34 protein-coding genes and 1 pseudogene are annotated in these 25,469 nt (G+C 58.6%); 1 reads left to right on the top strand and 34 read right to left on the bottom strand.

The genetic code is table 11. The annotated features are described in order from the left end of the window. Nucleotides 1–65: 65 nt before the first annotated feature. From F6X62_RS24715 to F6X62_RS24705, 3 genes are all read right to left on the bottom strand, one after another. Nucleotides 66–4,031, bottom strand: a complete 3,966-nt coding sequence (locus F6X62_RS24715; RefSeq protein ID WP_153774982.1) for a hypothetical protein — start codon at nucleotides 4,029–4,031, stop codon at nucleotides 66–68. Nucleotides 4,032–4,311: 280 nt separating this feature from the next. Beyond that, nucleotides 4,312–4,854: a single-stranded DNA-binding protein gene (locus F6X62_RS24710; RefSeq protein WP_054893569.1), complete on the bottom strand. Its 543-nt coding sequence runs from the start codon at nucleotides 4,852–4,854 to the stop codon at nucleotides 4,312–4,314. Between the two features lie 9 nt (nucleotides 4,855–4,863). Then, on the bottom strand, nucleotides 4,864–6,258 hold the full coding sequence (locus tag F6X62_RS24705) for an MFS transporter (protein WP_063542485.1): 1,395 nt from the start codon (nucleotides 6,256–6,258) through the stop codon (nucleotides 4,864–4,866). Between the two features lie 129 nt (nucleotides 6,259–6,387). Between F6X62_RS24705 and uvrA the strand changes: the two genes are divergently transcribed. Next, nucleotides 6,388–9,222 carry an excinuclease ABC subunit UvrA gene (uvrA, locus tag F6X62_RS24700; RefSeq protein WP_178117591.1) on the top strand — a complete coding sequence of 945 codons (2,835 nt, stop codon included), beginning with the start codon at nucleotides 6,388–6,390 and terminating at the stop codon, nucleotides 9,220–9,222. A 66-nt stretch (nucleotides 9,223–9,288) separates the two neighbouring features. Here uvrA and bfr read toward each other — a convergent pair whose 3' ends face one another. The 31 genes and pseudogenes from bfr to F6X62_RS24545 form a co-directional block, all read right to left on the bottom strand. Further along, nucleotides 9,289–9,753: a bacterioferritin gene (bfr, locus tag F6X62_RS24695; protein ID WP_063542481.1), complete on the bottom strand. Its 465-nt coding sequence runs from the start codon at nucleotides 9,751–9,753 to the stop codon at nucleotides 9,289–9,291. A 165-nt stretch (nucleotides 9,754–9,918) separates the two neighbouring features. Next, a complete protein-coding gene (locus F6X62_RS24690; RefSeq protein WP_063542479.1) occupies nucleotides 9,919–11,358 on the bottom strand; it encodes a catalase in 1,440 nt (479 codons plus the stop codon). 172 nt (nucleotides 11,359–11,530) lie between these two features. Beyond that, the gene (rplQ, locus tag F6X62_RS24685; RefSeq protein ID WP_003255451.1) at nucleotides 11,531–11,917 is read right to left on the bottom strand and encodes a 50S ribosomal protein L17; all 387 of its coding nucleotides are present in this window, start codon (nucleotides 11,915–11,917) and stop codon (nucleotides 11,531–11,533) included. A gap of 42 nt (nucleotides 11,918–11,959) precedes the next feature. Continuing rightward, complete coding sequence (gene rpoA, locus F6X62_RS24680) at nucleotides 11,960–12,961, bottom strand: DNA-directed RNA polymerase subunit alpha (protein ID WP_003255452.1); 1,002 nt, start codon at nucleotides 12,959–12,961, stop codon at nucleotides 11,960–11,962. A 22-nt stretch (nucleotides 12,962–12,983) separates the two neighbouring features. Continuing rightward, nucleotides 12,984–13,604 (bottom strand): 30S ribosomal protein S4, encoded by a 621-nt coding sequence (gene rpsD / locus F6X62_RS24675; protein WP_063542477.1) that lies wholly within the window; start codon nucleotides 13,602–13,604, stop codon nucleotides 12,984–12,986. A gap of 15 nt (nucleotides 13,605–13,619) precedes the next feature. Next, entirely contained in the window at nucleotides 13,620–14,009 is a 390-nt protein-coding gene (gene rpsK / locus F6X62_RS24670) for a 30S ribosomal protein S11 (RefSeq protein WP_003255454.1), read from the bottom strand. Between the two features lie 18 nt (nucleotides 14,010–14,027). Continuing rightward, the gene (rpsM, locus tag F6X62_RS24665) at nucleotides 14,028–14,384 is read right to left on the bottom strand and encodes a 30S ribosomal protein S13 (RefSeq protein ID WP_003257112.1); all 357 of its coding nucleotides are present in this window, start codon (nucleotides 14,382–14,384) and stop codon (nucleotides 14,028–14,030) included. Nucleotides 14,385–14,515: 131 nt separating this feature from the next. Beyond that, nucleotides 14,516–14,632 carry a 50S ribosomal protein L36 gene (gene rpmJ / locus F6X62_RS24660; RefSeq protein WP_011531897.1) on the bottom strand — a complete coding sequence of 39 codons (117 nt, stop codon included), beginning with the start codon at nucleotides 14,630–14,632 and terminating at the stop codon, nucleotides 14,516–14,518. A gap of 28 nt (nucleotides 14,633–14,660) precedes the next feature. Next, complete coding sequence (secY, locus tag F6X62_RS24655; RefSeq protein WP_003255459.1) at nucleotides 14,661–15,992, bottom strand: preprotein translocase subunit SecY; 1,332 nt, start codon at nucleotides 15,990–15,992, stop codon at nucleotides 14,661–14,663. Then, nucleotides 15,993–16,427: a 50S ribosomal protein L15 gene (gene rplO / locus F6X62_RS24650; RefSeq protein ID WP_054893563.1), complete on the bottom strand. Its 435-nt coding sequence runs from the start codon at nucleotides 16,425–16,427 to the stop codon at nucleotides 15,993–15,995. It lies immediately after the preceding gene. A gap of 3 nt (nucleotides 16,428–16,430) precedes the next feature. Beyond that, nucleotides 16,431–16,607, bottom strand: coding sequence for a 50S ribosomal protein L30 (rpmD, locus tag F6X62_RS24645; protein WP_029614570.1), 177 nt, complete (start codon nucleotides 16,605–16,607; stop codon nucleotides 16,431–16,433). A gap of 2 nt (nucleotides 16,608–16,609) precedes the next feature. Further along, a complete protein-coding gene (gene rpsE / locus F6X62_RS24640; RefSeq protein WP_003255465.1) occupies nucleotides 16,610–17,110 on the bottom strand; it encodes a 30S ribosomal protein S5 in 501 nt (166 codons plus the stop codon). Nucleotides 17,111–17,113: 3 nt separating this feature from the next. Next, nucleotides 17,114–17,464 carry a 50S ribosomal protein L18 gene (gene rplR / locus F6X62_RS24635; protein ID WP_023629183.1) on the bottom strand — a complete coding sequence of 117 codons (351 nt, stop codon included), beginning with the start codon at nucleotides 17,462–17,464 and terminating at the stop codon, nucleotides 17,114–17,116. A 10-nt stretch (nucleotides 17,465–17,474) separates the two neighbouring features. Further along, nucleotides 17,475–18,008 (bottom strand): 50S ribosomal protein L6, encoded by a 534-nt coding sequence (rplF, locus tag F6X62_RS24630; RefSeq protein ID WP_027594874.1) that lies wholly within the window; start codon nucleotides 18,006–18,008, stop codon nucleotides 17,475–17,477. A 12-nt stretch (nucleotides 18,009–18,020) separates the two neighbouring features. Continuing rightward, nucleotides 18,021–18,413, bottom strand: a complete 393-nt coding sequence (gene rpsH / locus F6X62_RS24625; RefSeq protein ID WP_023382627.1) for a 30S ribosomal protein S8 — start codon at nucleotides 18,411–18,413, stop codon at nucleotides 18,021–18,023. A 209-nt stretch (nucleotides 18,414–18,622) separates the two neighbouring features. After that, on the bottom strand, nucleotides 18,623–18,928 hold the full coding sequence (rpsN, locus tag F6X62_RS24620) for a 30S ribosomal protein S14 (RefSeq protein WP_013970638.1): 306 nt from the start codon (nucleotides 18,926–18,928) through the stop codon (nucleotides 18,623–18,625). Nucleotides 18,929–18,941: 13 nt separating this feature from the next. Further along, nucleotides 18,942–19,481 (bottom strand): 50S ribosomal protein L5, encoded by a 540-nt coding sequence (rplE, locus tag F6X62_RS24615; RefSeq protein ID WP_003255474.1) that lies wholly within the window; start codon nucleotides 19,479–19,481, stop codon nucleotides 18,942–18,944. A gap of 20 nt (nucleotides 19,482–19,501) precedes the next feature. Then, the gene (gene rplX / locus F6X62_RS24610) at nucleotides 19,502–19,816 is read right to left on the bottom strand and encodes a 50S ribosomal protein L24 (protein ID WP_003255476.1); all 315 of its coding nucleotides are present in this window, start codon (nucleotides 19,814–19,816) and stop codon (nucleotides 19,502–19,504) included. 11 nt (nucleotides 19,817–19,827) lie between these two features. Further along, nucleotides 19,828–20,196 carry a 50S ribosomal protein L14 gene (gene rplN / locus F6X62_RS24605; protein ID WP_011063774.1) on the bottom strand — a complete coding sequence of 123 codons (369 nt, stop codon included), beginning with the start codon at nucleotides 20,194–20,196 and terminating at the stop codon, nucleotides 19,828–19,830. Between the two features lie 23 nt (nucleotides 20,197–20,219). Continuing rightward, the gene (gene rpsQ, locus F6X62_RS24600) at nucleotides 20,220–20,486 is read right to left on the bottom strand and encodes a 30S ribosomal protein S17 (protein ID WP_023534981.1); all 267 of its coding nucleotides are present in this window, start codon (nucleotides 20,484–20,486) and stop codon (nucleotides 20,220–20,222) included. A 2-nt stretch (nucleotides 20,487–20,488) separates the two neighbouring features. Beyond that, entirely contained in the window at nucleotides 20,489–20,680 is a 192-nt protein-coding gene (gene rpmC, locus F6X62_RS24595; RefSeq protein WP_002555481.1) for a 50S ribosomal protein L29, read from the bottom strand. Beyond that, entirely contained in the window at nucleotides 20,680–21,093 is a 414-nt protein-coding gene (gene rplP / locus F6X62_RS24590) for a 50S ribosomal protein L16 (RefSeq protein ID WP_009397508.1), read from the bottom strand. The genes rpmC and rplP overlap by 1 nt, the downstream gene beginning before the upstream one ends. Before the next feature lie 12 nt (nucleotides 21,094–21,105). Continuing rightward, nucleotides 21,106–21,792, bottom strand: coding sequence for a 30S ribosomal protein S3 (gene rpsC / locus F6X62_RS24585; RefSeq protein WP_003255481.1), 687 nt, complete (start codon nucleotides 21,790–21,792; stop codon nucleotides 21,106–21,108). Nucleotides 21,793–21,805: 13 nt separating this feature from the next. Further along, nucleotides 21,806–22,138, bottom strand: coding sequence for a 50S ribosomal protein L22 (gene rplV / locus F6X62_RS24580; protein ID WP_003103908.1), 333 nt, complete (start codon nucleotides 22,136–22,138; stop codon nucleotides 21,806–21,808). 11 nt (nucleotides 22,139–22,149) lie between these two features. Beyond that, a complete protein-coding gene (rpsS, locus tag F6X62_RS24575; RefSeq protein ID WP_010486981.1) occupies nucleotides 22,150–22,425 on the bottom strand; it encodes a 30S ribosomal protein S19 in 276 nt (91 codons plus the stop codon). Between the two features lie 16 nt (nucleotides 22,426–22,441). Then, nucleotides 22,442–23,266, bottom strand: a complete 825-nt coding sequence (rplB, locus tag F6X62_RS24570; RefSeq protein WP_029614573.1) for a 50S ribosomal protein L2 — start codon at nucleotides 23,264–23,266, stop codon at nucleotides 22,442–22,444. A 14-nt stretch (nucleotides 23,267–23,280) separates the two neighbouring features. After that, nucleotides 23,281–23,580: a 50S ribosomal protein L23 gene (rplW, locus tag F6X62_RS24565; protein ID WP_003255484.1), complete on the bottom strand. Its 300-nt coding sequence runs from the start codon at nucleotides 23,578–23,580 to the stop codon at nucleotides 23,281–23,283. After that, nucleotides 23,577–24,179 carry a 50S ribosomal protein L4 gene (rplD, locus tag F6X62_RS24560; RefSeq protein WP_009397517.1) on the bottom strand — a complete coding sequence of 201 codons (603 nt, stop codon included), beginning with the start codon at nucleotides 24,177–24,179 and terminating at the stop codon, nucleotides 23,577–23,579. The genes rplW and rplD overlap by 4 nt, the downstream gene beginning before the upstream one ends. A 12-nt stretch (nucleotides 24,180–24,191) precedes the next feature. Next, entirely contained in the window at nucleotides 24,192–24,827 is a 636-nt protein-coding gene (gene rplC / locus F6X62_RS24555) for a 50S ribosomal protein L3 (protein WP_054893562.1), read from the bottom strand. 81 nt (nucleotides 24,828–24,908) lie between these two features. Next, nucleotides 24,909–25,220: a 30S ribosomal protein S10 gene (gene rpsJ, locus F6X62_RS24550; protein ID WP_003186070.1), complete on the bottom strand. Its 312-nt coding sequence runs from the start codon at nucleotides 25,218–25,220 to the stop codon at nucleotides 24,909–24,911. 141 nt (nucleotides 25,221–25,361) lie between these two features. Further along, nucleotides 25,362–25,469 (bottom strand): annotated as a pseudogene (locus F6X62_RS24545) (elongation factor Tu); the annotation flags it as partial.

The following is a 25,469-nucleotide window of genomic DNA, read 5'->3' as shown; positions in this document are numbered from 1 at the left end:
GAGCAAGCCCGCTCTACGAAAAAGCCCCGGACGGTCCGGGGCTTTTTCAGTTCATCCGCTTGACCTCACCCGCGCATGACGCGCCAGGCCGGCACATCATCGTTGGGCTTGTAGGTCAGATCGCTCTTGTCGGTCTTCTCCACCCCGATCGCCTTGAGCCAGGTGTCCAGGTCACCCGTGCTGATCTTGCCGTCACGGCGATCGTTCTTGGCCAGGTTGTCGAGCTGATCGAAGAAGCCCTGGTTGTCGAGCAGGAAGCGCGCGGCCTTCTTCTCGGCGTCGCTGCCGTCGCCATCGGCGATCTTTTCCAGATCCTTTCTGCTGACGATGTCATCCTTGCCGTTCCAGTCGTCCCAACGGTCGCGGATGGTGTCGATGATGTCCTTGTGCTCATCGAAGAAACCGCGGCCGTAGCCATCCTCGTGGGCACCGACGATCTTGAGCCAGGTGTTTAGATCGTCGGTGCTCACCTTGCCATCCTGGCCACCCTTGCCCCACTGGGTATCGAGCTGATCGAAGAAGCCCTCGTGCTCGAGCAGGAATCGCGCCGCCGCTTTTTCCTGCTCGCTGCCGCCGCCCTCGACGATCTTGTTCAGATCCTTCCGGCTGACGATATCGTCCTTGCCGTTCCAGTCATCCCAATATTCGCGGATGTCGTGGATCACTTCACGGTTGTCCTGGTAGAACGCCTTGTCGTAGGTGTTCAGGTGCTTGTCGTCATCCAGGCGGTTGACCGACGAGCCGCCCTCCTGCGGCGTCTCCCTGAAGTGATCCCACTCGTCCTTCTGGTAATCGAAGATGCTCTGCCCGTCCGGCGCATCGCGACCGTCGTATTCGTAGAAGCTGTAGCGGGCATATTCGAGCTTGTCGCCCCAGTCATCCTGGGTCAGGCCGATATCGGCGAGGTCCTTGAACCACTGACCTTCCTTGTCCGTGGCCTTCTGGCGCTTCTCGTGGTCGACGAAGATACCGATGATACCGGTGATCAGCCCAAGCCCGGCAGTCACCAGGAACAGCGGTCCGGTCACACCCGCCAGGGCGCCGATGTTGGCGACCAGACCAACCGTGCCGATCACCCCGGCACCGAAACCTGCCGCCCCACTGACCACCTGCAGCGCACCGTTGGCCTTGCCCAGGGCGCTGCCACTCTTGATGGCGTCCTTGATCGCCAGGCCGCCGACAACGATGTCGGCAATGCTCAGCAGGTCCGGGGCCACGCCCAGCACCTTGGTCAGCGAGCCACCGATCTTCGCCGCAACACCCGGCTTGACGGGTGGCTTGTCGGTGGTCGTGAGTGCGTCCTGGACGGTGCGGGTATCGATCACGCTCGGGGTCGACGGGGTGTTGCGGATGGACTCGTTGATCGGCTCGAGCGCGTCATCGATGACATCGGCCGGTGGCGGGGTGCGGTTATCCAACTCGTACATCTCGTTGATGGATTCGCGATCCAGCTCGAAAGTGTCCGGGTGCGGGAGCTCCCCGCTACCCACCGAGGCACCACTGCCTCGGTAGTTCTCGGGATCATTCCAGATCTGGTCGAAGGACCGGCGGCTCGGCGGCGTAAGATTGCGTGACTCGAAATACTCCACGACCCCTTCGTAGATCGAGGTGACGGTGTCGGAGGAGCTGATCGAGGGTGTGCGATGAGCCGAGTCCTGGACGCGCTCGGTGAACTCGAACACCGAATCGTCATCCGGCAGATCGCCCAAGCCATTGGCCGCACGGCGCTCGCTGATGCTGTCTCTGATGATCTCGTCGGTCAGTTCCAACCCCTGGTCCTGCGCCAGCTGCGACAGGGTCTGGTAGCGCGAGTAATCCGTAGGCGGCGTTCCGCCTGCGCGGGTGACGATGTCATCGAGCAATTCGCGGCTGCCGTTGTCCTCCAGCGAGCCGAGCCCCGAAGCTTCCCCGGACAGCCTGACCTCATCCAGCACGTCACCGCCGCCGCTGTTGTGCAGCGAGCCCAGCTCGATAAGGCTGCCGACCCGATCCGCCGCAGGATCCGGCACTCCGGAAATACCTTTGTCGTGCAGGGATTTCTCGATTTTCTTGCCGAGCGAGCTTTCTTTGCCCCAGATTTCCGGCAGGGTCTTGCTCAGCCCCAGCAACTTGGCGGTGTCGGTACCGGTCAACAGGTCGAAGACCTTGGTCTTTTCGAACTGCGCGCCAGCCCCGAGGAAGCCGATGAAGTCGCGGGCGATGGCCAGACGCTCCAGCGGCTCGTCTGCCAACTGGCCGTTCTTCGCCGACAGCGCATAGATAGCACCGCCCAACGAGCCGAACGCCGAAACGCTGCCCAGTACGCCGTACTTGTTGAGCGTCCCTATCGCCTTGGTGAAGTCGTTGCTGCTGACATCCAGCGGCTTGTACTTGCCGGTGAGCTCTTCGTTGAACTTGTCCTGGGTGATCTCACCACTGTTCAGGCGCTCGGTGAGCTTGTTGAAGTCGTCGAGCTTGGTCTTGTCGTTGAGCAGCTCGTTGTAGAACTTCTCGATGCTGTCTGCGACCCGACGTGGAATGTCGGCCGACTTGAGGATCGTCTTGACCAGCGCGCCGAAGTCTTTGTAGGCCAACTCCTTGTATTCATCGGGAATCGCTCCCGGATCACCGAGCAGGGTGTCGATCTCGGCGACGATGCTGTTTTGCTGCAACTGGGCCTCGGCCTTGCGCGCGCGCTCAGGGTCGAGCATCTCGAGGCTTGAGGTGAGGCCGGCGACTTCGGCCTTGGCCTCGGACTCCATGCCGTTCTTCTTCAGATCGGCCAGGTATTTGACGTAGTCGGGGCTGGTCAGGGTGTCGTAGAGCTGGTCGGCCAGCTTGTCCTTGTCTTCGCCACTGACCTTCTTGATCGCTTCATCGAGTTCGGCCTGGTACTCCTTGCCGATCTTGTCCTTTTCGCCGTTGCCGTTGGTGAACAGCTCATTGAGCAACTTGTCCACGGAATTGCCATCGAGGATGTCCTGCATGTCCTCCTTGCTCAGGGTTTCCCCGTCACCGAACTGCCGCCAGGTTTCGCCGCCGCGCGGATCCTCGATGTAAGGCGTGATGCTGTGCCCGCCCTCCATGGTCGCCTTGGCCTCGATGGCCTTGACCAGTTTGTAGACGTCGCTGTCCTTGTCCACCTTGCCGTCGTCGACCAGCTTCTTGTACTTGTCGAGCAGGTTCTTGGTGGCCAGCTCGACCACCGACATCGACTCCTTGTCGTCCTTGTCGGCCTTTTCACCGGTCTTCTTGTTGAGCAGGTCCAGACTGTCGAGGTCGGGCAGGTCGTATTTGTCGCGCAGATCCTGGATCGAGCCCTCGCTCTTGTTGTAGTCGCTGCGCTTGGAGGCCACGCGATCGTACATTTCCTTGTTCTCGAACTCGGAGACGACGTATTTCTTGCCGTCCTTGGTCTCGAACTGGATCACGCCATTGCCGAACTCGTCCGGCCAGCCGAAGGTGGAAATATCGTGGTCGGCGACGTAGGTATCAGCGCCAGCGACTTCGCGGCCATCGTCGGCGCGCTTTTCCAGGGTGTAGCGCGACAGGGCCATGGGTTGCAACGAAGCGAAGAGCTCGGGTGTCAGGGCTTTCGACACCGTCACGGTTTCGCCGTCCTTGGTGGTGTAGGTGATGACCTCGGCTTTTTCCAGATCGCCCTTCCACTCGAACTGATCGTAGTCGCCCCACTTCTTCAATTCGGTATTGCGGTCGGCGATGGCATGATCGTCCTTCATCGCAGCGACCACCTGGGCCTTTTGCCCAGGCGATTTGTTCAGCTCGAAGAGATTGGCCAGGAACTTGTAGAGCTCGGGGTTTACCGAGCGCTCGACCACCACACCCTTGCCATCCAGCTCGTAGCGAATCTTGCCATCCAGTGCCGGCTCGACCTCGGTCTTGTCCACCGGCGGCCACTTCTCGTTGTCGGTGGCGGTACGGTCGTCGTTCGCTTTTGCATTCACCTTGGCGTTGAGCACGACCCCATCGAATCGCTTGCCGTCGGTTTCGGATCTTTCGCTGGAGCTCGGGTTCAGTGGTTTCACGTTCACGGTGCGGTCCTCGCGTGGCGGTAGCGTTTGGCCAAGCCCTTTCGCAGATGCTTTCACGTTGTGCATCCGTGATCGGGAGCTGTCCATCGTTAGCCCATGTGGCGTGAATTGCTGTGAAACGCTGAGAATCGATGTGAACGATGGGGAAATTGAAACATTTGTCGTTTTGGCGATGACGCGTCCTGGCTCTCGCCTGTCCTGTGAAGAGGTAATAAAAAACCCGATGAATCAAAGACTCATCGGGTTTTTTATTACCGGGCTAGCCGATGCAACAGACGTATCAGAACGGAATATCGTCATCGAAGCTGTCGAAGTCAGCGGCAGGCTGCGGAGCCTGCTGTTGCGGCGCTGGGCGCTGTTGCGCCTGCTGCGGACGCGGCGCCTGCTGGCGTGGCGCCTGGTTGTACTGTTGCTGCTGGCCACCGCCCTGGTTGTAGTTGCCGCCGCCCTGGTTGTACTGATCGCCGCCCTGGCCCTGCGGACGGCCGCCGAGCAGCTGCATGGTGCCCTGCATGTCGACGATGATCTCGGTGGTGTAGCGCTTGATGCCGTCCTTTTCCCACTCGCGGGTCTGCAGCTTGCCCTCGATGTAGCACTGCGAACCCTTGCGCAGGTACTCGCCGGCGATTTCGGCAACCTTGCCGAACAGCGAGACACGGTGCCATTCGGTGCGCTCGACCTTCTGCCCCGACTGCTTGTCGGTCCACTGCTCGCTGGTGGCCAGGCTCAGGTTGGTCACGGCGTTACCGTTGGGCAGGTAGCGGACTTCGGGATCCTGGCCGCAAGTACCAACCAGAATGACTTTGTTAACCCCACGGGCCATAACGTTCTCCTAGGCTTCGCACGCCGCCGAGGCTGGGTTCACCAGACGCTCGAGGGTCGCACGGTCCAAAATTTTCGTATCCAGTTTGATATAGATGGCGGCTTCTTCTGCCACCACCACGGCGTCGGTTACACCCGGCACAGCCATCAGGCGCTCGGTCAATCCAGCTTCGCGAACCGCCTCCGGTGTCAGCGGCATGCGCAGGCTGGTGACGTACGGCGGTTCATTCATGCCCAGGGCAGATACCAGCCAGATACCACACAGTACAGCACATCCCAGGAACACCATGCCCAGGCCACCGTGCTGGTACAACCAGCCACCGATGATTCCTCCCAGCGCGGCACCCAGGAACTGGCTCGTGGAGTAGACCCCCATGGCCGTTCCCTTGCCGCCGGCGGGCGACACCTTGCTGACCAGCGAAGGCAAGGATGCCTCCAGCAGGTTGAAGGCGGTAAAGAATATCACGGTGCCGGTCACCAGTCCTCGCAAGTCGTCAGCCCAGCGCCAGAAGAACACCTCGATCAGCAGCAGCACAGTGACCGCACCAACCAACACGCGTTTCATCTTGCGCTTCTTTTCGCCGTAGATGATGAACGGCACCATTGCAAAAAATGAGACGAGCAAGGCGGTCAGGTATACCCACCAGTGCTCTTCCTTGGGCAGGCCGCCACGCTCGACGAAGGCCAGCGGCAGGGCCACGAAGCTGGCCATGAGGATCGCATGGAGGATGAAAATGCTCAGGTCCAGGCGCAGAAGGTCCGGATTACGCAGGGTCGGGCCGAGCGCTTGGCGTGCGACACCCGATTCGCGGTGTTGCAGTGCGCTATGCGCGCTGGGCACGACGAAGGCGATCAGGGCGATACCGACGACGGCAAGTCCTGCGGTAGCGAGGAACAATCCCGACAAGCCAAAGGCACTTGTCAGCAGCGGCCCTATCACCATCGCCACTGCGAACGACAGGCCGATGCTCATGCCGATCATGGCCATGGCCTTGGTGCGATGCTGTTCGCGGGTGAGGTCGGAGAGCAAGGCCATGACCGCTGCGGAAATCGCCCCCGCGCCCTGCAGGATGCGTCCGGCGATCACGCCCCAGATCGAATCGGCTTGGGCCGCCAGTAAGCTGCCAAGGGCGAAGATCACCAGGCCCAGGTAGATTACCGGACGGCGCCCGATGCGGTCGGAAATCACCCCGAACGGGATCTGTAGCACGGCTTGCGTCAGGCCGTAGGCGCCAATGGCCAGGCCGATCAGCGCGGGCGTGGCACCGGCGAGGTCCATGCCATAGGTGGCCAGCACGGGCAGGACCATGAACATGCCCAGCATACGAAAGGCAAAGACCAAGGCAAGGCCGCCTGCGGCGCGGGTTTCGCTGCCACTCATGCGCTCGTTGTGGGTGTCGTGCATGGATAAACCTCGTGTGAACCGGCGGCGATTCTATCAGTCCGACGGCTAGACGGCATATACGCGACGCTTTGCCGCGTAGTGGCAGCGCGCCGTATACTTCTTTGTTTATGCCCGCCAAGCGAGGCCGTAGTGGACAAGATCCTGATCCGTGGGGCACGTACCCACAACCTGAAGAACATCGACCTGACCCTGCCCCGGGACAAACTGATCGTGATCACCGGTCTGTCCGGTTCCGGCAAGTCGTCACTGGCCTTCGACACACTCTACGCCGAAGGTCAGCGTCGCTACGTGGAGTCGCTGTCGGCCTATGCCCGGCAGTTCCTGTCGATGATGGAAAAGCCCGATGTCGACACCATCGAAGGCCTGTCACCGGCAATCTCCATCGAGCAGAAGTCGACCTCGCACAACCCGCGTTCGACCGTCGGCACCATCACCGAAATCTACGACTACCTGCGCCTGCTCTATGCCCGCGTCGGTACGCCACGCTGCCCGGACCACGACATTCCGCTGGAAGCGCAAACGATCAGCCAGATGGTCGACCTGGTGCTCGAGCAACCCGAAGGCAGCAAGCTGATGCTGCTGGCACCCGTGGTGCGCGAGCGCAAGGGTGAGCACCTGGCGGTGTTCGATGAGCTGCGCGCCCAGGGCTTCGTTCGTGCGCGGGTCAACGGCAAGCTGTACGAACTCGACGAGTTGCCCAAGCTCGACAAGCAGAAGAAGCACAGCATCGATGTGGTGGTCGACCGCTTCAAGGTGCGCAACGACCTGCAGCAGCGCCTGGCCGAGTCCTTCGAGACCGCGCTGAAGCTGGCCGACGGTATCGCCCTGGTGGCGCAGATGGATGACGAAAGCGCCGAGGACATGATCTTCTCCGCCCGCTTCGCCTGCCCGGTCTGCGGCCATGCGATCAGTGAGCTCGAACCCAAGCTGTTCTCCTTCAACAACCCGGCTGGCGCCTGCCCCACGTGCGATGGCCTGGGCGTGAAGCAGTTCTTCGACACCAAGCGTCTGGTCAACAGCGAACTGACCCTGGCCGAAGGTGCGATTCGTGGCTGGGACCGGCGCAACGTCTACTACTTCCAGATGCTCGGCTCGCTGGCGGCGCATTACGGCTTCAGCCTCGACGAGCCTTTCGGCCAGCTCTCGGCCGATCACCAGAAGGTGATCCTGCAGGGCAGCGGCAAGCAAAGCGTCGACTTCAAGTACCTCAACGACCGCGGCGACATCGTCAAGCGCTCGCACCCGTTCGAAGGCATCGTGCCGAACCTGGAACGCCGCTACCGCGAGACCGAATCGGCGACCGTGCGCGAGGAGCTGGCCAAGTTCCTTGGCACCCAGCCGTGCCCGGACTGCCGTGGCACCCGCCTGCGTCGCGAAGCGCGCCATGTATGGGTGGGCGAAAAAACCCTGCCGGCAGTCACCAACCTGCCGATCGGCGATGCCAGCGAGTACTTCGCCGCCCTGACGCTCAGCGGTCGACGCGGAGAAATTGCAGCGAAGATCCTCAAGGAGATCTGCGAGCGCCTGCAGTTCCTGGTCAACGTCGGCCTGGACTACCTCACCCTCGACCGCAGCGCCGAAACCCTTTCGGGTGGCGAGGCCCAGCGAATCCGCCTGGCCAGCCAGATTGGCGCCGGCCTGGTGGGGGTGATGTACATCCTCGACGAGCCGTCGATCGGCCTGCACCAGCGTGACAACGACCGTCTGCTCGCCACGCTCAACCACCTGCGCGACCTGGGCAATACGGTGATCGTGGTGGAGCACGACGAGGACGCCATTCGCCTGGCCGACTATGTCGTCGACATCGGCCCGGGCGCCGGGGTGCATGGCGGGCAGATCGTCGCCGAAGGCTCACCACAGGAAGTCATGGCGCACCCCGACTCGGTGACTGGCATGTACCTGTCCGGTCGCAAGAAGATCGCCGTGCCGGCCAAACGCACGCCACGCAACAAGAAGCTGTCGCTCAAGCTCAAGGGGGCACGCGGCAATAACCTGCAGAACGTCGACCTGGAAGTGCCGATCGGCCTGCTGACCTGCGTCACCGGTGTGTCCGGCTCGGGCAAGTCAACACTGATCAACAACACCCTGTTCCCTCTCGCAGCCACTGCGCTCAATGGTGCCAGCAGCCTGGAAGCGGCAGCGCACACCAGCATGGATGGCCTGCAGCACCTGGACAAGGTGGTCGATATCGACCAGAGCCCGATCGGCCGCACACCGCGCTCGAACCCGGCCACCTATACCGGCATTTTCACGCCGATCCGCGAACTGTTCGCTGGCGTGCCGGAGTCGCGTTCTCGGGGTTATGGCCCTGGGCGCTTCTCGTTCAACGTCAAGGGCGGGCGCTGCGAAGCGTGCCAGGGCGATGGCCTGATCAAGGTGGAAATGCACTTCCTGCCGGATATCTACGTGCCGTGTGATGTGTGCAAGAGCAAGCGCTATAACCGCGAGACGCTGGAGATCAAGTACAAGGGCAAGAATATCCACGAGGTTCTGGAAATGACCATCGAGGACGCACGCGAGTTCTTCGACGCGGTCCCGGCGTTGGCGCGCAAGCTGCAGACACTGATGGACGTGGGCCTTTCGTACATCAAGCTAGGACAGTCGGCTACGACGCTTTCAGGCGGTGAGGCGCAGCGGGTGAAGCTGTCGCGCGAGTTGTCCAAGCGCGACACCGGCAAGACCCTCTACATCCTCGACGAGCCGACCACCGGCCTGCACTTCGCTGACATCCAGCAGTTGCTGGACGTGCTGCATCGCCTGCGCGACCACGGCAACACCGTGGTGGTGATCGAGCACAACCTGGACGTGATCAAGACCGCCGACTGGCTGGTGGACCTGGGGCCGGAAGGTGGCTCCAAGGGCGGCCAGATCATTGCCAGCGGCACGCCCGAGGAACTGGCCAAGATGAAGCAGTCGTATACCGGGCATTACCTGAAGCCCCTGCTGGAACGCGACCGGGCCTGACAAAAAAAGCCCCTGGCATGCAAATGCCGGGGGCTTTTCTCTCTATACGTGCCCTCTGCAGGGACGTTACATTTGCGATTGCAGGTAATTCTGCAGCCCGATGGACTTGATCAGGCCCTGCTGCTTCTCCAGCCAGTAGGTATGATCTTCCTCGGTGTCGGCCAGTTGCGCGCGCAGGATATCGCGGCTGATGTAGTCCTTGTGCAACTCGCACAACTCGATGCCTTTGCACAATGCGGCGCGGACCTTGTACTCCAGGCGCAGGTCGGCAGCGATCATGTCAGGCACGGTGGTGCCCACGTCGAGGTCATCCGGGCGCATGCGCGGGGTACCTTCGAGCATGAGAATGCGGCGAATCAGGGCATCGGCGTGCTGCGCCTCTTCTTCCATCTCGTGGTTGATGCGTTCGTAGAGCTTGGCCAAGCCCCAGTCTTCGTACATGCGCGAGTGAATGAAGTATTGGTCACGTGCCGCCAGTTCGCCCGTCAGCAACGTGTTGAGGTAATCGATTACGTCCGGGTGACCTTGCATCGCCCTGATTCTCCCTGAGTGAAAGCTTGATAAGGAGATAGTGTGAACCATGACTTCTTCAAGGTCACTGAAAAATGCGCAATTTGTGTGAAAAAAGCGGGCAAACCGTAGTGATTTTCATTGAAAAACCGCCCAAATGAGGGCGGTTCTCCTTATCACTTCGACTTAGGCCAGCTTGATGCCCAAGGCGTTTGCAATCCCCTCGCCGTAAGCAGGATCTGCCTTGAAGAAGTGCTGCAACTGACGCTGCACCACATCTTCGCTGACGCCTTGCAGGGTGCCGGCAATGTTGTTTATCAACAGGGCTTGCTGCTCGGCGTTCATCAAGCGGAACAGCGCACCCGCATGGCTGTAGTAGTCATTGTCCTCACGGTGGTCGTAACGATCCGCCGCACCATTTAGGGCCAACGCAGGCTCGGCATGACGAGGCGACTGCTTGGGCGCATCGGCATAGCTGTTCGGCTCGTAGTTCGGAGCGCTGCCGTAGCTGCCCATGGTCATCGCCCCATCGCGCTGATAGCTGTGCACCGGGCTACGTGGCGCATTCACCGGCAAATGCTGGTGATTGGTACCAATGCGGTAGCGGTGGGCATCAGCGTAGGCGAATACGCGGCCCTGCAGCATGCGATCTGGAGACAGGCCAACACCTGGCACCATGTTGCTCGGCCCGAACGCGGCCTGCTCGACTTCAGCGAAGTAGTTGAGCGGGTTGCGATTGAGTTCCAGCACACCTACCTCGATCAGTGGGTAGTCCTTCTGCGACCAGGTCTTGGTGACGTCAAAGGGGTTCTCGGCGCGATTGGCCGCTTCTTCTTCGCTCATCACCTGGATGCAGACGGTCCAGCGCGGGTAGTCGCCGCGATCGATCGCTTCGAACAAGTCACGTTGGGCGTAGTCTGGATCGGTACCCGCGATACGTGCCGCATCGGCCGGGGCCAGGTTCTTGATACCTTGCTGGGTCTTGAAGTGCCACTTGACCCAGGTGCGCCGGCCATCGGCGCTCAGCAGGCTATAGGTATGGCTGCCGAAACCGTGCATGTGGCGGTAGCCGTCCGGAATACCCCGATCAGAGAACAGGATGGTGACCTGGTGCAGCGCCTCGGGCGAATGTGACCAGAAGTCCCACATCATCTGGGCGTTCTTCAGGTTGGTCTGTGGGTGACGCTTCTGGGTGTGGATAAAGTCCGGGAATTTCAGCGGATCGCGAATGAAGAACACGGGGGTGTTGTTGCCGACGATGTCCCAGTTACCTTCTTCGGTGTAGAACTTGACGGCAAAACCACGTGGGTCGCGCTCGGTGTCGGCCGAACCGCGTTCGCCTCCGACAGTGGAGAAACGCAGGAAGGTTTCGGTCTGCTTGCCGATGCTCTCGAACAGACGAGCGCTGGTGTATTGAGTGATGTCGCGAGTGACGGTGAAGGTGCCGTAAGCGCCCGACCCCTTGGCGTGCACGCGACGTTCAGGGATGTTCTCGCGATTGAAGTGGGCCAGCTTCTCGATCAGATGGAAGTCGTCGAGCAGCAGCGGGCCGCGTGGGCCTGCCGAACGGGAATTCTGGTTATCGGCTACAGGTGCACCGCTGGCGGTAGTAAGAATCTTGCTCATGGGCTCTCCTTATCGGTCTCGAAATGCCGGCTAATCGGCCTGAGAGCAAGTATGGGTGCGCAACATGACAAGATCTAATTTATAGATATGCTTATATCGATAGTTTTTTACAATTTATTAAGACACAAAAAACCGGGCACTAGGCCCGGTTTCTTGTAGCAGACAGAACGTCTTACTCGGCAGCTTCTACAGCACCACCGACCGGACGATCAACCAGCTCGACGTACGCCATAGGCGCGTTGTCGCCAGCGCGGAAACCGCACTTCAGGATGCGCAGGTAGCCGCCCTGACGGGTGGCGTAACGCTTGCCCAGGTCGTTGAACAGCTTGCCAACAGCGGATTTCGAACGGGTACGGTCGAAAGCCAGACGACGGTTGGCGACGCTATCTTCCTTGGCCAAGGTGATCAGCGGCTCGGCAACGCGGCGCAGTTCCTTGGCTTTCGGCAGGGTGGTTTTGATCAGCTCGTGCTCGATCAGCGACACTGCCATGTTCTGGAACATAGCCTTGCGGTGAGAGCTGGTACGGCTCAGGTGACGTCCACTTTTACGATGACGCATGATTCATTCCTTACCAAACACTACGTTCGGTGATTACGACGATCAGGCAGTCGCCTTGTCGTCTTTCTTAAGACTTGCAGGCGGCCAGTTGTCGAGGCGCATGCCGAGAGACAGACCACGGGAGGCCAGGACGTCCTTGATTTCGGTCAGGGACTTCTTGCCCAGGTTAGGAGTCTTCAACAGCTCTACTTCGGTACGCTGAATCAGGTCGCCGATGTAGTAGATGTTCTCCGCCTTGAGGCAGTTGGCCGAACGTACAGTCAGTTCCAGGTCGTCAACCGGGCGCAGCAGGATCGGATCGATCTCGTCTTCCTGCTCGACCACGACCGGCTCGCTGTCACCTTTGAGGTCGACGAACGCGGCCAGCTGCTGTTGCAGGATGGTCGCGGCCCGACGGATGGCCTCTTCAGGGTCCAGGGTGCCGTTGGTTTCCAGATCGATGACCAGCTTGTCCAGGTTGGTACGCTGTTCAACACGGGCGTTCTCGACCACGTAGGCGATACGACGCACCGGGCTGAACGAAGCGTCCAGCTGAAGACGGCCAATGCTGCGGCTTTCATCTTCGTCAGTCTGACGGGAATCGGCCGGCTCGTAACCGCGACCACGAGCTACGGTGAGCTTCATGTTCAGGGCGCCGTTGGACGCCAGGTTCGCGATTACGTGATCGGGATTGACGATCTCGACATCGTGATCCAGCTGAATATCGGCAGCGGTAACCACCCCCGAACCCTTTTTCGACAAGGTCAGCGTAACTTCGTCACGACCGTGCAGCTTGATCGCCAGGCCTTTGAGGTTCAACAGGATTTCAATGACGTCTTCCTGTACACCTTCGATCGCGGAGTACTCATGGAGTACGCCATCGATCTCGGCCTCGACTACTGCACAGCCAGGCATGGAGGACAACAGGATGCGACGCAGCGCGTTGCCCAGGGTATGGCCGAAACCACGCTCGAGAGGCTCGAGCGTGATCTTGGCGCGGGTTGGACTGACTACCTGCACGTCGATGTGACGGGGAGTCAGGAACTCATTTACCGAAATCTGCATGGATGCACCTATTTTCTAGCCCTTACTTGGAGTAGAGCTCGACAATCAGGTTTTCGTTGATGTCGGCGGACAGATCGCTGCGAGCAGGAACGTTCTTGAAAACGCCCGACTTTTTAGCAGAATCAACGTCTACCCACTCAACGCGGCCACGCTGGGCGCACAGTTCAAGGGCTTGAACAATGCGCAGCTGGTTCAGCGACTTCTCACGAACCGCGACCACGTCACCCGGACGAACTTGGTAGGATGGAATGTTTACGGTCTTGCCGTTAACGCTGATCGCTTTGTGCGAAACCAGCTGACGGGATTCGGAACGAGTCGAACCGAAGCCCATACGGTAAACGACGTTGTCCAGGCGGCATTCCAGCAGTTGCAGCAGGTTCTCACCAGTAGCGCCTTTTTTCGAGGCTGCGACTTGGTAGTAACCGCGGAACTGGCGCTCCAGGACACCGTAGATACGGCGGACTTTTTGTTTCTCGCGCAGCTGGGTACCGTAGTCGGACTGACGGCCACGGCGCTGGCCGTGTACACCTGGGGCTGCTTCGATGTTGCACTTCGATTCCAGAGCGCGAACACCGCTCTTCAGGAACAGGTCAGTGCCTTCACGGCGAGACAGTTTGCATTTTGGACCAATGTAACGTGCCATTTATCTGTCTCCTGATTACACGCGACGCTTCTTCGGCGGACGGCACCCGTTATGCGGGATTGGCGTCACGTCGGTGATGCTGGCGATCTTGTAGCCGCAGCTGTTCAGTGCACGAACGGCGGACTCACGACCTGGACCTGGACCCTTGACGTTCACGTCGAGGTTCTTCAGACCGTATTCCAGCGCAGCTTGACCAGCGCGCTCAGCAGCGATCTGAGCTGCGAACGGGGTGGATTTGCGCGAACCACGGAAACCCGAACCACCGGAAGTCGCCCAGGACAAAGCGTTGCCCTGACGGTCGGTGATGGTCACGATGGTGTTGTTGAAAGACGCATGGATGTGGGCGATGCCATCAACCACTGTCTTTTTGACTTTTTTACGAGGACGAGCAGCAGGTTTTGCCATGTCTATATTCCTGGGCGATTACTTGCGGATCGGCTTACGCGGGCCCTTACGGGTGCGTGCGTTGGTCTTGGTGCGCTGACCGCGAACCGGCAGACCTTTACGATGACGCAGGCCGCGGTAGCAACCCAGGTCCATCAAGCGCTTGATCTTCATGTTGATGTCACGGCGCAGGTCACCTTCGGTGGTGAACTTCGCGACTTCGCCACGCAGGGTTTCGATTTGCTCGTCGCTCAGATCCTTGATCTTAGCGGCTGGATTTACACCAGCGTCTGCACAGATTTTCTGTGCAGTTGTGCGACCGACACCATAGATGTAGGTCAGCGAGATAACAGCATGCTTGTTATCTGGAATGTTGACGCCTGCAATACGGGCCATTCAGTGGGACTCCAATTGACAGCTACCTACGCCCCGGAAGCCAAGAAATAGGGCGCGAGATAATATCGCTGTAGAAACGAATAATCAACCCAGCAGCACACTAGCTGCTGGGTTTGAAGCGCAGATCACACTCAGCCTTGGCGCTGCTTGTGACGCGGTTCCGCGCTGCAGATCACGCGCACGATACCTTCGCGACGAATGATCTTGCAGTTGCGGCACAGCTTTTTCACCGATGCACGAACTTTCATTACCGACTCCTCGAACCTTAGGGGTCTATCAGCGCAGCAGACCGCTGCCACCGTAGCCTTTCAGGTTGGCTTTCTTCATCAGGGATTCGTACTGGTGCGAAACGAGGTGCGATTGTACTTGGGACATGAAGTCCATCACAACCACTACCACAATCAGCAACGAGGTCCCGCCAAGGTAGAACGGCACGTTTGCTGCCACCACCAGGAACTGGGGCAGAAGGCAGACGGCCATCATGTAAAGAGCACCGAACATGGTCAAACGAGTCAGAACGCCATCAATGTAGCGCGCCGACTGCTCACCAGGACGGATACCCGGAATAAAGGCACCGGACTTCTTCAGGTTTTCCGCTACGTCTTTCGGGTTGAACATCAACGCTGTGTAGAAGAAGCAGAAGAAGATGATCCCTGCACTAAACAGCAGAATGTTCAACGGCTGACCAGGAGCGATCGACTGCGAGATGTCCTGCAGCCAGCCCATACCCTCGGACTGACCGAACCAGGCACCCAGCGAAGCCGGGAACAGCAAGATGCTGCTCGCGAAAATGGCAGGAATGACGCCCGCCATGTTCACTTTCAGCGGCAAGTGGCTGGTCTGCGCAGCGAAGACCTTGCGGCCCTGCTGACGCTTGGCGTAGTGAACGGCGATACGACGCTGACCACGCTCAATGAACACCACGAAACCGATAATCGCTACTGCAAGCAAACCGATAGCGACCAGGGCGAAGATGTTGATATCGCCTGTGCGCGCAGACTCGAAAGACTGCCCGATTGCTCTCGGAAGACCGGCAACGATACCTGCGAAGATCAACATCGAGATACCGTTGCCCACACCGCGCTCGGTGATCTGCTCGCCGAGCCACATCATGAACATTGCGCCAGCCACGAAGGTGGAGACGGCAACGACATGGAAGCCCAGGCCAGCAGAAAACGCCACGCCCTGGTTGGCCAGGCCAATGGACATGCCAATGGCTTGAACCAGCGCCAGGATAACGGTGCCGTAGCGGGTGTACTGGCTGATCTTGCGACGGCCAGCTTCACCTTCCTTCTTCAACTGCTCCAGCTGAGGGCTGACTGCGGTCATGAGCTGCATGATGATCGATGCCGAGATGTACGGCATGATCCCCAGTGCAAAGATGCTCATGCGCTCCAGCGCACCACCGGAAAACATGTTGAACAAGCTAAGAATGGTCCCCTCATTCTGTCGAAACAGATCCGCCAGACGGTCTGGATTGATGCCAGGCACCGGGATATGTGCGCCGATCCGATAGACGATGATCGCCATGAACAGAAAGCGCAGACGAGCCCAGAGTTCCGACATCCCGCCCTTACCGAGCGAAGAGAGAGCACCTTGCTTAGCCATTTATTCCTCGAACTTGCCGCCAGCTGCTTCGATAGCCGCACGCGCACCTTTGGTGACGGCGATGCCCTTGATAGTGACTGCGCGAGTGACTTCGCCGGACAGCATGATTTTCACACGCTGTACATGCTGGCCAATCACGTTGGCGTCTTTCAGGGACTGTACGGAGATCACGTCGCCTTCCACCTTGGCCAGCTCGGACAGACGCACTTCGGCGCGATCCATGGCTTTCAGGGAAACGAAGCCGAACTTCGGCAGACGACGGTGCAGCGGCTGTTGACCGCCTTCGAAGCCCGGAGCGATGGTGCCACCGGAACGGGAGGTCTGACCTTTGTGACCACGGCCACCAGTCTTGCCCAAACCGCTACCGATACCACGACCCGGACGATGCTTCTCGCGACGGGAACCCGGCGCTGGACTCAGATCATTGAGTTTCATCGATTAACCCTCGACGCGCAGCATGTAGTAAGCCTTGTTGATCATCCCGCGATTCTCGGGAGTATCCTGGACTTCTACAGTGTGACCGATGCGACGCAGACCCAGGCCTTTAACGCACAGGATGTGGTTAGGCAGGCGGCCGGCGGTGCTCTTGATCAGCGTTACTTTTACGGTTGCCATGATCAGAAGATCTCCTCAACGCTCTTGCCGCGCTTGGCAGCAATGGATTCAGGAGATTGCATGGCTTTCAGACCCTTGAAGGTGGCGTAAACCACGTTCACTGGGTTGGTCGAACCGTAGCACTTGGCCAGAACGTTCTGGACACCAGCAACTTCCAGGACAGCACGCATTGCGCCGCCGGCGATGATACCGGTACCTTCCGAAGCAGGCTGCATGTAAACCTTCGAGGCGCCGTGGGCAGCCTTGGTGGCGTACTGCAGGGTGGTGCCCTTCAGGTCAACCTGGATCATATTGCGACGGGCGGCTTCCATGGCTTTCTGGATCGCGGCAGGTACTTCGCGCGATTTGCCACGGCCGAAGCCGACGCGACCTTTGCCATCACCTACCACGGTCAGCGCGGTGAAGGTGAAGATACGGCCGCCTTTAACGGTTTTAGCAACGCGGTTAACTTGAACCAGCTTCTCGATGTAGCCTTCGTCGCGCTTTTGATCGTTATTTGCCATAACTTAGAACTCCAGTCCGCCTTCACGAGCAGCATCGGCCAGCGCCTTGACGCGACCATGGTACTTGAAGCCGGAACGGTCAAAGGCAACTTGAGATACACCGGCGGCTTTCGCACGCTCAGCTACCAGCTTGCCAACCTTAGTGGCCGCGTCGATGTTGCCGGTGGCGCCATCACGCAGTTCTTTGTCCAAGGTCGAGGCGCTTGCCAGAACCTTGCTGCCGTCGGCCGAAATGACCTGGGCATAGATGTGCTGCGAGGAGCGGAACACGCACAGACGCACGGCTTCGAGCTCGTGCATTTTCAGGCGTGCTTTGCGAGCGCGACGCAGTCGAATAACTTTTTTGTCGGTCATTTGCTAGGCCCTACTTCTTCTTGGCTTCTTTACGACGGACTACTTCGTCCGCGTAACGCACACCCTTGCCTTTGTAAGGCTCTGGCGGACGGAAGTCGCGGATTTCAGCGGCCACCTGACCCACCAGCTGCTTGTCGATACCCTTGATCAGGATGTCGGTCTGGCTTGGGGTTTCAGCGGTGATACCGGCTGGCAGTTCGTAGTCCACTGGATGCGAGAAGCCCAGAGCCAGGTTCAGGATGGTGCCCTTGGCCTGTGCCTTGTAACCAACACCGACCAGCTGGAGCTTGCGCTCGAAGCCTTGGCTTACGCCCTGGACCATGTTGTTCACCAGAGCACGGGTGGTACCGGCCATGGCACGAGCTTGCTGGTCACCGTTGCGAGCGACGAAGCGCAGCTCGCCGGACTCTTCGGTAACTTCAACAGACGAGTGAACGTTCAGTTCGAGAGTGCCCTTGGCACCCTTCACCGAAAGCTGCTGGCCGGCGAATTTGACTTCGACACCGGATGGCAGCTTAACGGGGTTCTTAGCGACGCGAGACATGCCTATCTCCCCTTAGAACACTGTGCACAGAACTTCGCCACCGACACCGGCAGCGCGCGCAGCGCGATCAGTCATCACACCTTTGTTGGTGGAGACGATAGACACGCCCAGACCGCCACGTACTTTCGGCAGGTCGGAGACGGACTTGTACTGGCGCAGGCCTGGACGGCTGGAGCGCTTCAGTTCCTCGATGACCGGACGGCCTTCGAAGTACTTCAGTTCGATCGACAGGGAAGGCTTGGCTTCGCCACTGACCTGGTAGCCAGCGATGTAACCTTCGTCCTTCAGAACTTTGGCAACCGCGACCTTCAGAGTGGAGGAAGGCATGCTTACGACGGACTTTTCAGCCATCTGGGCATTACGGATGCGAGTTAGCATGTCCGCTAACGGGTCCTGCATACTCATGGGCTAGATGCTCCTGATACAAGAATTATTAGCCTTGCGGCTATCACAACCACCTGACCGCCCCGGGCAAAAAACCCAGGCTCAGGTGAGCCGGTCATTCTAGACACAAGACAGAAACGAAACAAGCCCCACGAGGGGGCTTGTTTGTTGGCGATGTCACCGGCGGTCGGAAGATTGCTCCCCCTACGCCGGGATCACACCTGCAGCGATTACCAGGAGGCCTTGACCAGACCTGGTACGTCACCGCGCATTGCAGCTTGACGCAGCATGTTACGGCCCAGGCCGAACTTACGGTAAACACCGTGAGGACGACCGGTCAGGCGGCAACGGTTGCGCAGACGCGAAGCGCTGGCATCACGAGGCTGCTTCTGCAGAGCGACAACGGCAGCGAAACGCTCTTCTGGAGAGGCGTTCAGGTTGACGATGGTCGCTTTCAGCTCGGCACGCTTTTTGGCGTACTTGGCTACCGTGAGCTGACGCTTCAGCTCGCGGTTTTTCATGCTCTTCTTGGCCATTTTCCTACTCCAATCAGTTGCGGAACGGGAACTTGAATGCACGCAGCAGAGCGCGGCCTTCGTCGTCCGAACGAGCAGTGGTGGTCAGGGTGATGTCCAAACCGCGCAGAGCATCGATCTTGTCGTAGTCGATTTCCGGGAAGATGATCTGCTCTTTCACGCCCATGCTGTAGTTGCCACGACCATCGAAGGACTTGGCATTCAGGCCGCGGAAGTCGCGAACCCGAGGCAGGGAGATCGCCAGCAGGCGGTCCAGGAATTCGTACATCTTGTCGCTACGCAGGGTCACCTTGACGCCGATCGGCCAGCCTTCACGGACTTTGAAGCCCGCGATGGATTTACGAGCGAAAGTCACGACCGGCTTTTGACCGGTGATCTTTTCCAGGTCGGCAACTGCATGCTCGATGACTTTCTTGTCGCCGATCGCTTCGCCCAGACCCATGTTCAGGGTGATCTTGGTAACGCGCGGAACTTCCATCACGTTCGACAGCTTAAGTTCTTCCTTAAGCTTGGGAGCGATTTCGTTCCGGTAAATCTCTTTCAGTCGTGCCATGGTCTTCTACCTAGCAGTGTTCAAGCATCAACCGCTTTTTGGGTCGACTTGAAGACACGAATTTTCTTACCGTCTTCTACTTTGAAACCAACGCGGTCAGCCTTGTTGGTTTCGCCATTGAAGATGGCAACGTTGGAAGCGTGCAGAGGCGCTTCTTTCTCGACGATACCGCCCTGAACGCCTGCCATCGGGTTCGGCTTGGTATGACGCTTGACCAGGTTGACACCACCGATGACCAGACGGTCATCAGCGAGAACCTTCAGCACCTTACCGCGCTTACCCTTGTCTTTGCCGGCGATCACGATGATCTCGTCGTCACGACGAATCTTTTGCATGTCGGATCTCCTTACAGCACTTCAGGGGCGAGCGAGACGATCTTCATGAACTTCTCGTTACGAAGTTCACGGGTCACTGGCCCGAAGATGCGGGTACCGATCGGCTCTTGCTTGTTGTTCAGCAGAACAGCAGCGTTGCCGTCGAAACGAATGATGGAACCGTCAGCGCGACGTACACCGTGACGGGTACGGACGACAACAGCGGTCATCACCTGGCCTTTCTTGACCTTACCGCGAGGAATCGCTTCCTTGACGGTAACTTTGATGATGTCACCGATGCCGGCGTAACGGCGGTGCGAACCGCCGAGCACCTTGATGCACATGACGCGACGAGCGCCGCTGTTATCGGCCACATCGAGCATGGATTGAGTCTGAATCATAAAATTTCTCCGACCCCTAGCCCTTAGACTTCAACAGCGCGTTCGAGGACTTCAACCAGTGCCCAGGACTTGGTCTTGGCCAGCGGACGAGTTTCGGTAATCGAAACCTTGTCGCCGATCTTGCACTGGTTGGTTTCGTCGTGCGCGTGCAGCTTAGTCGAACGCTTAACGTATTTACCGTAGATCGGGTGCTTAACGCGACGCTCGATCAGAACGGTGATGGTCTTGTCCATTTTGTCGCTGACGACACGGCCAGTCAGCGTACGGACGGTTTTTTCAGCTTCAGCCATGATCACTTACCTGCCTGCTGGTTGAGCACAGTTTTCACGCGAGCGATGTCACGCTTAACTTGCGAGAGCAGGTGCGACTGCCCCAACTGGCCAGTTGCTTTCTGCATACGCAGATTGAACTGGTCGCGCAGCAAGCCGAGCAGTTGCTCATTCAGTTGCTGTGCCGATTTTTCACGAAGTTCATTCGCTTTCATCACATCACCGTCCGCTTAACAAAGGAGGTGGCGAGAGGCAGCTTTGCAGCAGCCAGGGCGAAAGCTTCGCGCGCCAGCTCTTCAGAAACACCCTCGATCTCGTACAGGACTTTGCCTGGCTGGATCTGGGCAACCCAGTACTCCACGGAACCCTTACCTTTACCCATACGAACCTCGAGAGGCTTCTTGGTAACCGGCTTGTCCGGGAATACACGGATCCAGATCTTGCCGCCACGTTTTACGTGACGGGTCAGCGCACGACGCGCCGACTCGATCTGGCGGGCGGTGAGACGACCGCGAGCGACAGCTTTCAGAGCGAACTCGCCGAAGCTGACCTTGCTACCGCGCAGAGCCAGACCACGGTTGTGGCCGGTCATCTGCTTGCGGAATTTTGTACGCTTTGGTTGCAACATTTGGCGTACCCCTTACTTAGCAGCTTTTTTACGAGGCGCTGGTGCTTGCGGCTTCAGCTCTTCCTGGCGACCACCAATTACTTCGCCTTTGAAGATCCAAACCTTCACACCGATCACACCATAGGTGGTGTGAGCTTCGTAGGTGTTGTAGTCGATATCGGCACGCAGGGTGTGCAGAGGCACACGACCTTCGCGATACCACTCAGTACGGGCGATCTCGGCACCGCCGAGACGACCGCTCACCTGGATCTTGATGCCTTTGGCACCAATACGCATGGCGTTTTGTACGGCGCGCTTCATGGCGCGACGGAACATAACGCGGCGCTCCAGCTGCTGGGCAACGCTTTGCGCAACCAGCATGGCGTCGAGTTCCGGCTTGCGGATCTCTTCGATGTTGATGTGCACAGGCACACCCATCTGCTTGGTCAGGTCCTGACGCAGCTTCTCTACATCCTCACCCTTCTTGCCGATAACGATACCGGGACGAGCGGTGTGGATGGTGATGCGTGCAGTTTGAGCCGGACGATGAATATCGATACGGCTTACGGACGCGCTTTTTAGTTTGTCTTGGAGGTACTCACGCGTTTTCAGATCCTTCAACAGGTAATCTGCGTAAGTAGCACCGTCTGCGTACCAGACGGAGGTGTGCTCCTTGACGATTCCCAGGCGAATGCCAGTGGGATGTACTTTCTGACCCATCTGATCGACTCCGTTACTTGTCCGCAACCTTGACAGTGATATGGCAAGACCGCTTGACGATGCGATCAGCGCGGCCTTTGGCTCGCGGCATGATGCGCTTCAGCGAACGCCCTTCGTTGACGAAAACGGTGCTGACCTTCAGGTCATCAACGTCTGCGCCTTCGTTGTGTTCGGCGTTGGCAACGGCCGACTCGAGGACTTTCTTCATGATTTCAGCGGCTTTTTTGCTGCTGAAGGCCAACAGGTTGAGCGCTTCGCCCACCTTCTTCCCGCGGATCTGGTCGGCGACCAAGCGGGCTTTCTGGGCGGAGATTCGAGCGCCCGACAACTTAGCGGCTACTTCCATTTCCTTACCCCTTAACGCTTGGCTTTCTTGTCAGCCACGTGCCCGCGATAGGTGCGGGTACCGGCGAACTCGCCCAGTTTGTGGCCGACCATGTCTTCGTTCACGAGAACTGGGACGTGTTGGCGACCGTTGTGTACCGCGATGGTCAGACCGACCATTTGTGGCAGGATCATCGAGCGGCGCGACCAGGTTTTCACTGGCTTGCGATCGTTCTTCTCCACCGCCACTTCGATCTTCTTCAGCAGGTGAAGATCGATAAAAGGACCTTTTTTCAGAGAACGTGGCACTGTCGTATCCCTCTAGTTACTTGCGACGACGGACGATCATGTTGTCGGTACGCTTATTACCACGGGTTTTCGCACCCTTGGTTGGGAAGCCCCATGGCGATACCGGATGACGACCACCGGAGGTACGACCTTCACCACCACCATGTGGGTGGTCAACCGGGTTCATGGCAACACCACGAACGGTTGGGCGAACGCCGCGCCAGCGTTTGGCACCAGCTTTACCCAGCGAACGCAGGCTGTGCTCGGAGTTCGAGACTTCACCCAGGGTCGCACGGCATTCAGCCAGTACTTTGCGCATCTCACCGGAGCGCAGACGCAGAGTCACGTAGGCACCTTCACGAGCGATCAGCTGAGCCGAAGCACCAGCGGAACGAGCGATCTGTGCACCTTTACCCGGCTTCAGTTCGATGCCGTGAATGGTGCTACCTACCGGGATGTTGCGCAGTTGCAGGGAGTTACCGGCCTTGATTGGGGCCAGGGCACCTGCGATCAGCTGGTCGCCAGCGCTCACGCCTTTAGGGGCGATGATGTAGCGACGCTCGCCGTCTGCGTAGCACAGCAGGGCGATGTGAGCAGTACGGTTTGGATCGTATTCCACGCGCTCGACAGTGGCTGGAATGCCATCTTTGTCGTTGCGACGGAAGTCGACCAGACGGTAATGCTGCTTGTGACCACCACCAACGTGACGAGTGGTAATGCGGCCATTGTTGTTACGACCACCAGACTTCGATTTCTTCTCGAGCAGCGGTGCGTGAGGAGCGCCTTTGTGCAGCTCCTTGTTGACCACCTTGACCACGAAACGGCGGCCAGGGGAAGTCGGTTTGCATTTAACGATTGCCATGATGCACCCCTTCCTTACTCAGCACTGCTGCTGAAATCGAGATCTTGGCCTGGCTGAAGGGAGACGATCGCCTTCTTCCAGTCATTACGCTTGCCCAGACCACGTGCGGTACGCTTGGTTTTACCCAGGACGTTGACAGTCGACACGTTTTCAACTTTTACGTTGAACAGGCCTTCGACAGCTTTCTTGATTTCCAGCTTGGTTGCATCGGTAGCAACCTTGAATACGAACTGGCCTTTTTTCTCAGCCAGAACGGTAGCCTTCTCGGAAACGTGCGGGCCAAGGAGGACTTTGAATACGCGTTCCTGGTTCATCCCAGCAGCTCCTCGAATTTCTTCACGGCGGAGACAGTGATCAACACTTTCTCGTAGGCGATCAGGCTGACCGGGTCGGAACCCTGGACGTCACGTACGTCGACGTGCGGCAGGTTACGAGCAGCCAGGTACAGATTCTGATCAACTGCGTCCGAAACGATCAGTACGTCGTTCAGGCCCATGCCGTTCAGCTTGTTCAGCAGGTCTTTGGTTTTCGGCGCTTCGACAGCGAAGTCCTGAACCACGACCAGACGATCGCTACGCACCAGCTCGGAGAGGATGGAGCGCAGTGCTGCGCGGTACATCTTCTTGTTGAGCTTCTGCGAGTGATCCTGAGGGCGAGCTGCGAAGGTGACACCACCGCCACGCCAGATCGGACCACGAGTGGTACCGGCACGAGCACGGCCAGTACCCTTCTGACGCCATGGGCGCTTACCGCCACCGGCTACGTCAGAGCGGGTCTTCTGCTGCTTGGTGCCCTGACGGCCGCCGGCCATGTAGGCCACGACTGCTTGGTGTACCAGCGTCTCGTTGAATTCGCCACCGAAAGTCAGTTCGGAAACTTCGATCGCCTGAGCGTCATTTACATTGAGTTGCATGTCAGTTTCCCCTTAACCGCGAGCCTTGACAGCCGGACGCACAACCACGTCGCCGCCAGTAGCGCCTGGAACGGCACCCTTGATCAGCAGCAGGTTGCGTTCAGCGTCTACGCGTACTACTTCCAGGGACTGTACAGTCACGCGCTCAGCGCCCATGTGACCGGACATCTTCTTGCCCTTGAATACACGACCAGGAGTCTGGCACTGGCCGATGGAGCCAGGGACACGGTGCGATACGGAGTTACCGTGGGTGTTGTCCTGACCACGGAAGTTCCAACGCTTGATGGTACCGGCGAAGCCTTTACCTTTGGACTGACCGGTTACGTCTACCAGCTGGCCTGCAGTGAAGAGTTCAGCTTTGATCAGATCGCCAGCCTGGAAATCGCCTTCTTCAAGACGGAACTCCCAAACACCGCGACCAGCGGCAACGTTAGCCTTGGCGAAGTGACCTGCCTGAGCGGCAGTCACGCGCGAAGCACGACGCTCGCCGACAGTGACTTGCACTGCACGGTAGCCATCGGTTTCTTCAGTTTTGAACTGGGTGACACGATTCGGCTCGATCTCGATGACCGTGACCGGAATGGAGACACCTTCTTCGGTGAAAATGCGGGTCATACCGCACTTGCGACCGACTACACCAATAGTCATGTTGTAAACCTCATGAGTGTACGGGGCTTTCACCCGCTATGGCCGCCCATTTCAGAGCGTTACACGACTCAGACCGAAGTCTTAGCCGAGGCTGATCTGCACTTCCACACCTGCCGCGAGATCAAGCTTCATCAGCGCATCAACGGTTTTATCCGTTGGCTGGACGATGTCCAGAACGCGCTTATGAGTGCGAATCTCGTACTGGTCACGCGCGTCTTTGTTGACGTGCGGGGAGACCAGAACGGTGAAACGCTCTTTGCGGGTAGGCAATGGAATTGGACCACGCACTTGTGCACCAGTACGTTTCGCGGTTTCCACGATTTCCTGGGTGGATTGGTCGATCAGGCGATGGTCGAAAGCCTTCAACCTGATACGGATTTGCTGATTTTGCATTGGATTTCAGACTCCAGGCTGTTCCCAACGGACGCACTACGCCCGCTAAAAGGAGGCGTGATTCTATAGACGCCCCTATTTAGTGTCAACCCAATAAAAAAAACCCCCGCTAAGCGGGGGTTTTTTCAATCGGTCGAGTGATTACTCGATGATTTTGGCTACGACGCCGGCGCCGACGGTACGACCGCCTTCACGGATGGCGAAGCGCAGACCGTCTTCCATTGCGATGGTCTTGATCAGGGTGACAGT

This window comes from Pseudomonas sp. MNR3A, assembly GCF_009650575.1.
Classification (GTDB): Bacteria; Pseudomonadota; Gammaproteobacteria; order Pseudomonadales; family Pseudomonadaceae; genus Aquipseudomonas; species Aquipseudomonas machongensis.
This window is presented reverse-complemented; position numbering and strand designations above follow the sequence as displayed.